The organism is Sphingomonas sp. (genome assembly GCF_042096255.1).
Lineage (GTDB): Bacteria > Pseudomonadota > Alphaproteobacteria > Sphingomonadales > Sphingomonadaceae > Sphingomonas.
Genome location: NZ_JBELLZ010000029.1, coordinates 1 through 11,801, shown reverse-complemented (window position 1 = coordinate 11,801; position 11,801 = coordinate 1). Strand labels below are relative to the sequence as shown.

General features: G+C 67.1%; 8 protein-coding genes and 1 pseudogene. 1 reads left to right on the top strand and 8 read right to left on the bottom strand.

The genetic code is table 11. The features are described from left to right. Window positions 1-27: 27 nt before the first annotated feature. From ACFDTH_RS07595 to ACFDTH_RS07575, 5 genes and pseudogenes are all read right to left on the bottom strand, one after another. Entirely contained in the window at window positions 28-2,964 is a 2,937-nt protein-coding gene (locus tag ACFDTH_RS07595) for a TonB-dependent receptor (protein ID WP_375286928.1), read from the bottom strand. Window positions 2,965-3,069: 105 nt separating this feature from the next. After that, the gene (locus ACFDTH_RS07590) at window positions 3,070-4,407 is read right to left on the bottom strand and encodes a glycoside hydrolase family 27 protein (protein ID WP_375286927.1); all 1,338 of its coding nucleotides are present in this window, start codon (window positions 4,405-4,407) and stop codon (window positions 3,070-3,072) included. A gap of 11 nt (window positions 4,408-4,418) precedes the next feature. Beyond that, window positions 4,419-5,438, bottom strand: a pseudogene (locus ACFDTH_RS07585) (family 43 glycosylhydrolase); the annotation flags it as partial. Window position 5,439: 1 nt separating this feature from the next. Next, window positions 5,440-6,456 carry an arabinan endo-1,5-alpha-L-arabinosidase gene (locus ACFDTH_RS07580; RefSeq protein ID WP_375286926.1) on the bottom strand — a complete coding sequence of 339 codons (1,017 nt, stop codon included), beginning with the start codon at window positions 6,454-6,456 and terminating at the stop codon, window positions 5,440-5,442. Next, the gene (locus tag ACFDTH_RS07575) at window positions 6,456-8,009 is read right to left on the bottom strand and encodes an alpha-N-arabinofuranosidase (protein WP_375286925.1); all 1,554 of its coding nucleotides are present in this window, start codon (window positions 8,007-8,009) and stop codon (window positions 6,456-6,458) included. The genes ACFDTH_RS07580 and ACFDTH_RS07575 overlap by 1 nt, the downstream gene beginning before the upstream one ends. A gap of 132 nt (window positions 8,010-8,141) precedes the next feature. Here ACFDTH_RS07575 and ACFDTH_RS07570 point away from each other — a divergent pair, with 132 nt between their 5' ends. Beyond that, window positions 8,142-8,879 carry a FadR/GntR family transcriptional regulator gene (locus ACFDTH_RS07570; protein WP_375286924.1) on the top strand — a complete coding sequence of 246 codons (738 nt, stop codon included), beginning with the start codon at window positions 8,142-8,144 and terminating at the stop codon, window positions 8,877-8,879. A 47-nt stretch (window positions 8,880-8,926) separates the two neighbouring features. Here ACFDTH_RS07570 and ACFDTH_RS07565 read toward each other — a convergent pair whose 3' ends face one another. The 3 genes from ACFDTH_RS07565 to ACFDTH_RS07555 all read right to left on the bottom strand — a co-directional run. Next, window positions 8,927-9,853: a Gfo/Idh/MocA family protein gene (locus ACFDTH_RS07565; protein WP_375286923.1), complete on the bottom strand. Its 927-nt coding sequence runs from the start codon at window positions 9,851-9,853 to the stop codon at window positions 8,927-8,929. After that, the gene (gene araD1 / locus ACFDTH_RS07560) at window positions 9,850-10,830 is read right to left on the bottom strand and encodes an AraD1 family protein (protein WP_375286922.1); all 981 of its coding nucleotides are present in this window, start codon (window positions 10,828-10,830) and stop codon (window positions 9,850-9,852) included. The genes ACFDTH_RS07565 and araD1 overlap by 4 nt, the downstream gene beginning before the upstream one ends. Window positions 10,831-10,841: 11 nt before the next feature. Further along, a partial coding sequence (locus ACFDTH_RS07555; RefSeq protein WP_375286921.1) for an aldehyde dehydrogenase family protein occupies window positions 10,842-11,801 on the bottom strand: 960 nt, incomplete at its 5' end.

Sequence of the window (11,801 nt, the reverse complement as noted above, 5' to 3'; positions counted from 1 at the left end):
CCGCAGGCCCGCCCAGTTCAGGAGAGATCAGTCGAAGCTGTAGCGCACACCCAGCGCGAAGGTGCGTGGGATCAGCACGGTACCCAGGTTGAATTTGGCAGGATCCCCGACATTGCCGTAGCGGTAATATTCCTGCTGCTTGCCATGCGTCAGGTTCACCGCATCGAACGTGAGGCCCAGACGATCGGTAACCTTGGCGGTCAACTGGAGGTCCAGGCTTCGCTCAGGCCGACGCCACACGCCCAACGGATTGGCGAAGAGCCGCGCCTCGTTCCGCACCTGCCATTCCTTGCGATAGACATAGGACAGGCGGGCACCGATCGGTCCATTGTCGTAGGCGAGGGTGGCATTGTACGACAGGTCGGACACGCCGAAGAAGCTCGTCTCGGTCTCGCCGATCTGTTCGCCGCGCGTGTTGAACTCCGGCACGTTCTGGCTGGAGTCGAGCACGGTGACGCTGCCCTGGAAGCCGAGCCCGTCCAGGAACGAAGGCAGGTAGGTCGGGAAGTAGGTCAGCCCGATCTCGAGGCCCTTGAGCACGCCATCCGAGGCATTGGCCGGGCGGCTGATGACGAAGTTGTCGGTCGCGCCCGCGACGATGCCGTTGTTCGGGATGAACTCGAGCTGGCTCACCGGCACGACCAGTCCGTTGATCTCGCGACGGAAGCCGGTGACGGTGATCGCGCTGTTGCGGTCGAAATACCATTCCACCGCGACGTCGTAGTTCTTGGACGTGGTCGGCTGGAGGTTTGCGGTGCCGGCGGTGCCGCTGCCGTAGCCGAGGTTGGTGAGATCGCCGACCAGCGAGAAGTTCGGGTTGATGTCCGCGAACGTCGGGCGACGCAGCGTCTCACCGTAATTGAAGCGGACACGGAAATTGTTGGTGATCTCGTACCGCGCGGTGAAGCTCGGCAGGAAGCGGTCGGAACCGGGCGACGCGGACGAGGGGCGGTTGTTGTTGAAGCGGTCGATGAAGTTCGCCTGCGTGTCCACCGCGACGAAGCGCACGCCGCCCTGCAGCTTGAGCGGGCGCCCGAAGATCGAGACCTCGCCATCGGCCTGGATGTAGGCGGCGGTGGTCCGCTCATCGACGTCGAACACCTGGGTCAGCGACAGCTGGTCGGAAGTGCGCAGGCCATAGAGGCCGCGGACCTGGTCCACATTGTCGTACAGCCAGTAGCCGCTCGGCAACACCCAGCTGGTCGGCACGTCGGCGCGGCCATCGTAGAAGCCGGAATTGGTGAACAGCGCGTCCTCGCCCAAGGTCGTCAGCGGACGCCCGAGCACGCCCGCGTCCTGCGTGCGCAGCGCGCTGGAGGCCTTGCGCTTGTCGAAGCGGAAGCCCGCCTTGACCTGGCGCAGGAAGCCCTCGTCCCAGGTGTAGTTGCCGTCGAGGGTGAAGGTGATCGCGCTGCCCTTGTCGCGATTGGCGTTGTCGTAGAGCTGGGCGATGTTCCACACCGCGGGATCGCGCAGCAGCGCATCGTCGCTGAAATGGTAGGACGGAAGCCCCCCGCCAGCGTTGAAGTCCACGGTGATCTGGTCGGCGACGCGCTCGGTGCGCATCGCCAGGAACTGCGTGTTGAACGTGCTGGTCTGGTAGGCGAAGTCAGCGACGATGTTGCCGCGGTCCTCCAGGTTCCACTTGCCGTTCAACGCGTAGACGAAGCTGTCGGTCTTCGAACGGGTGTAATCGCCGCTGTTGAAGCCGTACACGTCATTGGCAACACGCGACTTGACGATGTTGGTACCCTCGTAGAGCTCGGGCGCCTGCGGGTTGGCCCAGAAGTCGACGAAGCTGAACTGCAGGCTGTTGAACAGCTCGTTGCGGAAACCGGCGTAGAAGAACTCAGCCGTATAGACCGAGCTGTCGTTCGGCGCCCATTGCAGCGCGACATTGACCGACGGCCGCTCGCGCTTGCCGTACAGGTCCGAACTGAACGCGGCGTCGCGCGATAGCCAATATTCGGTCTCGTACGTGGTGTTGTTGGGACCGTTGACCAGCATCGTCGAGCCGGGCTCGACCGACAGGCCGGTGTTGAGCCCCGCGTCCCAATGCCCCTGCCCCGGCACGGCCGTGCTGAACTGGCCGGTGACCGGGTCACGCTGCGCCGGGAAAATGCGCTGGAAGCCAGTCAGCGTGGTGCCCCCCGGTGGCGACAGTGTCGCGAACGGCACCATTGCACCCGAGGTGACGGACATGGTGCGAAACTTGGTGCGGGTGTAGCTGCCGTTGACCAGCAGGCCGATGTCGCCGATCCCGGTTTCCCAGCGGTTGCTGATCAGCAGCGCCGCGTTGGGGTTCACCTTGTCGGCTTCCTGGTCGTAGATGCCGCGGACGAGGCCGGAGAGGGCGAAGCCGTCGAAATCGAACGGCCGCCGCGTCACCACGTCGACCTGGCCGGCGAGCCCCGTCTCGATCTGATCGGCGGCGCGCGTCTTGAACACATCGACGCGGCGGACGAGGTTGGCCGAGACGTCCTGGAGCGCGAAGGACTGGCTGACGGCGCTGAAGATGTTGCGACCGTTTAGCGTGGTCAGCGCGTCCGGCAGGCCGCGGATCTGGATCGCACCCGCCTCGCCCTGGCCGCGATCGGTGACCTGGACGCCGGTGATGCGCTGGAGCGCCTCGATAACGTTATTGTCGGGCAATTTGCCGACGTCCTCAGCCACCACCGAATCGACGATCTGCGTCGATTCGCGACGCCGGTTGAGCGCGCCGACGATGGACGCGCGCACGCCGGTGACGACGATGTCCTCCGCCGCGGCATCCTGTTGGTCGAGGTTGTTGGGATCGGTTTGACCCGCATCGTTCGCGGTGGTGCCGCCGGTGGTGGTACCCGCCTGCTCCTCCGGTGTGCCGGGCTGGCCGGGCTGCTCGGGATTGGCCTGCGCGGCGGCTTGGCCGGCGACAAACAGGGCGAAAGCGGAAACGGATGCGAGAATGAAAGGCTTGGGTGCCATGAGTCCCCCCCTTGCTTGGATGCGAGTGCTCTGACGACACTCATTACTCCGACATTCGCTATGACAATGCTGGGTCGGGCGCAAGCCGGAATCGTCGGTTGAATGTCAGCTGTGTGACAGGCGGTAGAGGCCGGCTCCATGCGGCGGGACCATCCGCGCGAGCACGCCATCCGCCCGGCCGGCAGCGGCGCCTGTCCACAGGTCGCGGACCGACCAATCGCCCCCCAGCTCCACCTGGTCGAGTCGCACCGCGATCTCGCGCGGCTTTGCGCCGGTGTTGAACAGCGCGACATACGGATCGCCGTTCGCCGCGCGCGCGGTCCAGACGCGCATCCCGTCAGCGATGAAGTGCGGGCGGTTCTCCCGTGACGCCTGATTCACCGCAATCACCTCGCGGTTGGTCAGCAGCGCCCGCGTCGGCGCGTCGAGGTGGCGCAGGTCCCCACCCATGATCAGCGGCGAGCGCGCGATCGACCACAGCGTCATCAGCGTCCGCTGCTCATCGGGCGTGAACTTCGTATCACGCTGGCCCAGCGCCAGCCGGCCGAGCGGCAGCATGTCCGCATCAGGCCAGCGACCGTCTCCCATGTACGGGTTCCAATTTTCCAGCCGGGTGAATTGCGCCTCCAGCTGCGCCCATTCGTCCCAGAAATCGTCGGAGATGCGCCACATCTCGGCATGACGCCGGACATGCGCGGCGCGCACCACCGGCGTCTCGCCAGGCGAGAGGCTGAGGATCATCGGCCGCCCGCAGCGCTGAATCGCAAGGTGCGCCGCCTCGATCTCGGCGGCATGCGAGTCATAGGGACGGCTCATGTCGTCCATCTTGATGAAGTCGACGCCCCAGTCCGCATAGAGCCGGAACAGGCCGTCATAGTAGACCTGTGCGCCCGGCTTGCGCATGTCCACGCCATACATGTCCGGGTTCCACGCGCAGATGCTGGCGGTGTCGGCGATGTCGGCGGCGCGCAGTTGCGTACCCAGCACCGGCAGATTGCGCTTTACCGCCGCGCGCGGGATGCCGCGCATGACGTGGATGCCGAAGCGCAGGCCCAACGCATGCACCCGCGCCGCCAGTGGTGCGAAGCCGTGCCCGTTAGCGCTCGACGGGAAACGGTTGGGCGCGGGCACCATCCGGCCGTTCGCGTCCATCGCCGGCTGCGGATCGGCGTTATATTCGTAGCTCTTCGCCTCGGGCTCGTACCATTGAATGTCGACGGTGAAGATGTCGTAGCCGAACGGCAGCAGCTCACGCGCCTGGATGGCCGCGGTTTCCAGCGCCTGCGCCTCGGTGATGGTGGTGGCGAAGCTGTTCCAGCTGTTCCACCCCATCGGCGGCGTGGGCGCGAGCGAGCGCTTCGGCGACGCAGGCGCGCCACGCGCGGCGGCGGCCCCGCCGGCGGCCAATCCGCCCGCGAGCACCTGACGACGATCCGGCCGCATCAGATGCGCTTCAGCGGACCGTTGGCGACGGGCAGGCCAAAGTCCGGCACGCCATCCGCGGTGTAGCGGAAATATTGCATTCGCGTGTGCCGGTTGGGATCGAACAAGGGATCGCCCTCGATCTTCTCATAGTCGCGTGCGTGGAAGACCAGCACGTCGCGGCCCGCCTCGTCGACAGTGAAGCTGTTGTGGCCCGGGCCGTAGATCTTGTGCTCGGGTGAAGTCTTGAACACCGGCTCCTGGCTCTTGGTCCAGCTCGTCGGGTCCATCAGGTCCGCGTCTTCGCGCGCGGTCAGCATGCCCATGCAATAGCGCGCGTCGGTGGCACTGGCCGAATAGGTCATGAACAGCCGGCCGTTGCGGTGGAGCACCGCGGCGGCCTCGGCGACCTTGAAGCCCTGGATCTCCCACGGCAGCGTCGGCACCGTCAGCCGGGTTTGCTTGGCGGCAAAGGTCAGCGGCGTGGCGAGCGGCGCGATGTAGAGGTTCGAGTTGGTCTCGATCCCCGGCTCACGCTCCGCCCACACCAGATAGCGCACGCCCTTGTGGACGAAGCTGGTCGAATCGAGGTTGAAGCCGTCGAACTGGGTCTGGAGCTTGCCCAGCACGCTCCACTTGCCGACCATCGGGTCGGGCCCGTCGCACACCACCGCATAGGTGCGGATGCGGAACACGTCCTCCCCGCCGCCGCTCGGCCCGGCCGCGAAATACATGATCCACCTGTTGTCGATCAGGTGCAGTTCGGGCGCCCAGATGAAGCCGGACATCGGCCCGCTCGCTTCATGCCGCCACAGCACCTTCTCGGACGCCGTTGTCAGCCCCGCCAGCGTCTTCGAGCGGCGCAGCACCAGACGATCATATTCCGGCACCGATCCGGTCAGGTAATACCAGCCGTCGGTATGGCGGAAGACCTGCGCATCGGCGCGGTTCTTGACTACCGGATTGACGATGGTGGGCACGCCGCCTGCTCGCGCGAGCAGGGGCGCAGCGCCGGCAGCGGCCGCACCGGCCAGGAAAGTACGTCGCAGCATGTCAGTTCTCCGCTGTCGGCCAGCCGTCCGCGGCCCAGTTCAGCCGGGCGATGCGCAAGGTCGGCGCGCCTTTGTTCTCTTTGTCATAGGCATGATAGACGACATAGTCGGTGCCCTTGTCGCGCAGCACTCCGGCATGGCCGGGGCCACGGAAGCGGCTCTTCTCGGGCAAATCGGCGCGCAGCAGGATGGTGCCGCCGCCTTGCATCATCGAACTGCCGTCCTTGCCCAGATAGGGCCCGGTGATCGCCTTCGCCCGGCCGATCACGGTGTAATAGGTGCTGGCGTTGCCCTTGCAGCAATAGTCGTAACTGGCGATCAGCCAGTAATAACCGCCATGATCGATGATGAACGGCGCCTCGACCGGATCGGGCGCGCCTTCAGGCACCAGCCGTCGCGCGATCGACACGGGTTTGGCGTTCGGATCGGCGGGCTTGCCGGTCTTCGGATCAAGGCGGAACAGCTTGAGCCCGGTCCAGAAGCTGCCGAGCGACAGCCAGTGATTTCCCTCGCGATCGGCGACGAAGTTGGCGTCGATCGCGTTGAAGTCGCTCGCCTCGGTAGATTGCACCACCAGCCCCTCGTCGCGCCACTTGTAGTTGGGCGACGTGGGATCGAGCGTGGCGTTGGTCGTCAGCCCGATCGCGGAGCGGTTCGAGCCGAAGGTGGAGACGGCGTAGTAGAGCCGGTAGCGCCCGTTCACGAAGGAGATGTCGGGCGCCCACATGTCGCGGGTGCCCGGCACCGCCTTGGTCGCCCAGTCAGGCAGGCGGTCCAGCGCCGCGCCCGCGGACTTCCAGTTGACCAGGTCCGTCGAGGTCTTCACCCGGATCATCCGGCCGCTTTCGTCGCTGCCGGTGCTGAACACGTAATAGGTGTCGCGCTCGCGGATGATCACCGGATCGTGCGTCGGCACGAGATCGCCGGTGAGCCGCGCGTTGAGCGGCTCCCCCGATGAAACTTGCTGAGCCGGAGCGGCGCCCGCCAGCGCGAGCGCCGCAAGCGCCGCCCAGCGCATCACTTCAGGTCCAGCATGACGACCGACTTGGCCGGGAGCGTCGCGGTCAGCGTCCCGCCCGAGAGCTTGGCACCGTTGAAGGTCACCGGCGCGACCGTCGGCGCGACGCCATAGCCGTTGGTGGCGTTCATCGCATCGGCGGTCAGCACCTGCCCGGTCACACCGCGCGCGGTGACACCGGTCAGCGTGGTGGAGACGGTGACGCTCTTGTTCGGGTCGAGGTTGGCCAGCGCGACATGGACAACGCCCGCCTTGTCGCGCACCGCCGAGGCGCTGACCGAGGGCATCGACCATTTGCCCTGGGCATAGGTCGGCGCCTGCACCGTCATCGGCAGCACCGTGGCGTCCATGTACGGCTTGTACATCATGAAGACCTGATAGGTCGGCGTCAGCGCGATCTTGGCGCCGTCGGTCAGCACCATCGCCTGGAGCACGTTCACCATCTGCGCGATCGCGCTCATCTTCACGCGGTCGGCATGCTTGGCGAAGACGTTGAGGTGGATCGCGGCGACCAGCGCATCCCGGAGCGTGTTGTGCTGGCGCAGGAAGCCGGGGTTCACGCCGGGATCGGTACGGTACCAAGTGCCCCATTCGTCGACCGCAAGCCAGATCTTCTTCTCGGGATCGTACTTGTCCATGATCGCCGAATGCTTGGTGACCAGCTCGTCCATCTTCAGGGACAAGCTCATCGTCTCGGCCCAGCTGGTCTCGTCGAATTCGCTGGAGTTGGCGCGCGGCGGCCAACTGCCCGGCACGACGTAATAATGGAGCGACAGGGCGTCGATCTGCCCCTTCGCCTCGCGGATCATCGTCTCCGTCCACTTGTAGTCGTCGACGTTCGCACCAGCCGCGATCTTGAGGATGCGGGTATCCTTGGGAGCCTTGACGAAGGTGGCGTAGCGGCGCGTCAGGTCCGCGGCATATTCCGGGCGCATGTTGCCGCCGCAGCCCCACAGCTCGTTGCCGATGCCGAAATAGGGCACCGCCCAAGGCGCCTTGTGGCCGTTGGCGGCGCGCTCGTCGGCCAGGCTGCCGGCGGGCGAGGTCATGTATTCGACCCACTCGGCCATTTCCTGCGGCGTGCCGTTGCCGACATTGCCGGCGACATAGGGCTCGGCGCCGATCTGCTCCACCAGCTCCATGAACTCGTGCGTGCCGACGGTGTTCGGCTCGGTCACGCCGCCCCAGTGCGTGTTGATCTTCACCGGGCGCTTGGCTTTGGGGCCGACGCCCTCGCGCCAGTGGTACTCGTCGGCGAAGCAGCCGCCCGGCCAGCGAACCACCGGCACGCCCAGCTTCTTGAGCGCGGCGATCACGTCGTTGCGGAAGCCGTTGGTGTTGGGGATCGGCGAATTCGGGCCGACCCACAGGCCGTCGTAGATGCCCTTGCCCAGATGCTCGGCAAACTGGGTGAAGATGCGCTTGTCATAGGCCGGGCCCGGCGTGTCGGCACGCACGGTGGCGGTGGCGCGCTCCTGCGCGAACGCTGCGAATGGCACGGCCATAGCGAGCGCGGTCGCAGCCAGAGCGGCGGCGCGTATTCCCTTCATCATCTTCTCCCTGCCTGCGCCGGTCGACGGCGCTCACGATTGTGACTTTACTCCGACATATGACCGCGGCAAGTCAATCGCATTATTGTCACCGGTTGTTGCCGGGACCTGATATGATCGGGGGAGATGCAGGGGATGGACGAACAGGACGGCGCTGCCGCGATGCGCGCGCCGCGGGGGACGGGCCGGCGCCTGCACGGGGCGATTGCGCACAAGATCGGCACCGCCATCGTCTCCGGGGAATATGCACCCGGCGATACTTTGTCGGGAGAGGTCGCCTTTGCCGAGCAGCTCAACGTGTCGCGCAGCGCCTACCGTGAGGCGATGCAGGTGCTCGCCGCCAAGGGCCTGGTCGAGAGCCGGCCCAAGGCGGGCACGCGCGTGCTGCCGCGCGAGCGCTGGAACCTGCTTGACCCGGACGTGCTCGCCTGGGCGTTCGCCGGGGAGCCCGACATCGATTTCGTCCGGTCGCTCTTCGAACTGCGCACCATTGTCGAGCCCGCGGCAGCCGGGCTCGCCGCGCAACGCCGCGACCGCGCCGACCTCAAGGTGATGAAGGATTCGCTCACCGCGATGCGCCGGCTCACCCTGGCTAACGAAGCGGGACGCGCGGCGGACCGCGATTTCCACAACGCCATTCTGCGCGCCAGCCACAATGACGCGCTGGTGGTGCTTTCCGCCAGCATCGGCGCGGCGGTGAACCTCACCACGCAATTCAAGCAGCGCCGGCGCGAGCTGCCGCGCAATCCCATCCCTGACCATGCCCGCGTCTATGACGCGATCGCCGCGCAGGATCCCGCCGCGGCGACGGATGCGATGCGGGTCCTGGTCGACTTGGCGCTGGAGGACACGCGCGTCGCGATGCGGCCGTAGGCTACAATCCTCCCCCGTCGGGGGAGGATCAAAACCCCGCCCCGCTCCTACTCGATGAACGGCGCCACCTGCACCTGGCGGCAGCGCATGAACGCATCGGCCACCAGCCGCAGCGGTGCGCGATCGACATCGCTCTGACCATTGGCGATCAGCTTGGCGAACCGCTCGTAGAGTGCGGGATATTCGCGCTCCGGGCCGACATGGTGCGGCGTGCCGTCGATGCTCAGCTTGGCGCCGCCCTCGCTCAGCACCAGGGTGCCCGCATCGGTCTCAACGGTGATGTCCCAAGTCTGCGGCCCGGTCTGGAGGAAGTCGAGGTCCGCTGTCACCGGCGCGCCGCTCATCCCCACCATGTTGAGCTGCGCCTTGATCGGCGACGCGCAATTGGACGGGATCTCCAGCGTGCCATCGCGTAGAAAGAAATGGCGCGGCAGCACCTCGGTCGCGATCGAGAAGGCGTTGATGCCGGGATCGAACACGCCCAGACCGCCCGCTTCCCAGATCCACGTCTGGCCGGGGTGCCAGCGGCGCACGTCCTCTTTCCAGACGATCGCCACCTTGTACACCCGCCGCTCGGTCAGCCAGGCGCGCGCATGCGCGACACCCGGGGCGAAGCGGGAATGCCACGCGGCGAACAGCGTCGTGCCCGCCGCCTCGGACAGGCGCACCAGCGCCTCCACCTCGGACAAGGTGGCGCCGGGCGGCTTCTCCAGCAGCACATGCTTGCCCGCGCGGATCGCCTTTGCCGCGTCGTCGAAGCGCGCCTGCGGCGGCTGGCACATCGACACCGCGTCGATCGCGACATCGGAAGCGAGCAACTCGTCAATGGTGCGGAAGATCGCGATTCCATCGGCATGCCCGCGATGGCTGGCGGCCGCAACGAACGCGAACTCGTCGAGCGAGGCCATCGCCGGGATGTGCTGGTCATGGGCGATCTTGCCGAGCCCGACAATGGCAGTCCGGATCGGCGTCACAGTGCGCGGACCTCCACGCTGGTGGCCGCCGCACGGCCGATCGGGTTGCGCACCGGCAGCGTGAACGGCGCCGCCGAGATCTCGAACACGTCGCCGTCCTGCGTGCGCACGTCATCGCTGAACGATAGGGTCGCGGTGCCGAAGAAGTGGACATGGACGTCGCCTGCGCGCCGAAACAGCCCATATTTGAAGTGGTGATGCTCCAGGTTCGCCAGGCTGTGCGACATGTTCGCCTCGCCCGACACGAACGGCTTCTCCCAGATCACCTCGCCGTCGCGCAGGATGCGGCTGGTCCCCTCGACATGCGCGGGCAGTTCGCCGACCAGCAGCTCCGGCCCCAGCGCGGCCGGGCGCAGCTTGGAATGCGCCAGCCACAGGTAATTGCCCCGCTCGGTGACATGATCGGAGAATTCGTTGGCGAGCGCATAGCCGATCCGCACCGGCGTGCCGTCCTGCGCGATCAGGTAGATCCCAGCGATTTCGGGCTCCTCGCCTGCATCCTCGGCGAAGTCAGGCGAGGGCAGCGGCGCGCCGGGCGCAACCAGGCAGCTGCCGTCGCCCTTGTAGAACCATTCGGGCTGGACGCCCGCGCCGCTCGCCGGCTTGCCGCCTTCGACGCCCATCAGGAACATCTTCATCGAATCGGTCTGCACTGCGGCTTCGGATGCGGCGCGGTGCATTTTGTCGCGTCCCTCGGCCGAGCCGAGGTGAGTCAGGCCCGTGCCGGTCATCAGCAGGTGCGCAGGATCCTCATGGTCGATCGGTGCGAGGAGGGTGACGCTGTCGAGGTCGAGCGGCGCGCCCTGCCCCGCCGCTTCGACGAGCGCGGCGAGGCTGGTCCGCTCGGCGATCGCCTGGCGGGCGAGCGCCAGCGTGGTCCCGGCACCCGGCACCTCCCGCGGCGCCCCGCCACCGCGCACCGCGGCGACCCCGCGCGTGCCATCGGCACGGCGAAACTGGATCAACGACAGCGTCATCTTTTCCCCTCTCAGGCTGCGGTCATTGTGCCGTCGATGCGACGGGCGACCTTGTACGGATTGTCCTGGCGCAGCGCCTCCGGCAGCAGGCTGTCCGGCAGGTTCTGGAAGCAGACCGGGCGCAGGAAGCGGTCGATCGCCAGCGCGCCGACCGAGGTGGTGCGGGTGTCGCTGGTCGCGGGGAACGGCCCGCCATGGACCATCGCATGGCTCACCTCCACGCCGGTCGGCCAGCCGTTCGCCAGCACGCGACCCGCACGCTGGGCCAGCAGCGGCACCAGCGGCGCGACCAGCTCTTCGTCCGCCTCGTCGAACAGCAGGGTCGCGGTCAGCTGGCCCTCCAGCCCGCGGACGATCTGCGCCACCTCGTTCCAGTCCTTGGCGCGGACCACGATCGAGGACGAGCCGAACACCTCGTGGCTCAGCGCCGCATCGGCGGCGAAGGCCTGCGCTTCGGCGGTGAACAGCGCGCCCTGCGCCTGGTTGACGCCCTCGCCCACCGGGCCGCGCGCGACGGTGGTGACCGCCTTGTGGCTCTCCAGCGCGGCAACGCCCTTCTCGAAGGCGGCGTGGATGCCCGGCGTCAGCATCTGCTGCGCGGCGGCGGCGCCCATCGCCTCGACCGCGGCGGTGGTGAAGGCGTCAAGCTCGCTGCCCTCCACCGCGATCACCAGCCCGGGATTGGTGCAGAACTGCCCCGCGCCCATGGTCAGCGACGCGACATACTGCTTGCCCAGCTCGGCGCCGCGCGCCTTGGCGGCGGCGGGGAACAGGATCACCGGATTAATGCTCGACATCTCGGCATAGACCGGGATCGGCTCGGGCCGGCTCTGCGCGATGCGGACCAGCGCCAGGCCACCGCCGCGCGAGCCGGTGAAGCCCACCGCCTTGATCCGCGGATCGGCGACCAGCGCCCCGCCCAGGTCGTTGGTGGTGCCGGGCAGATAGGAGAAGACGCCCGCGGGCAGACC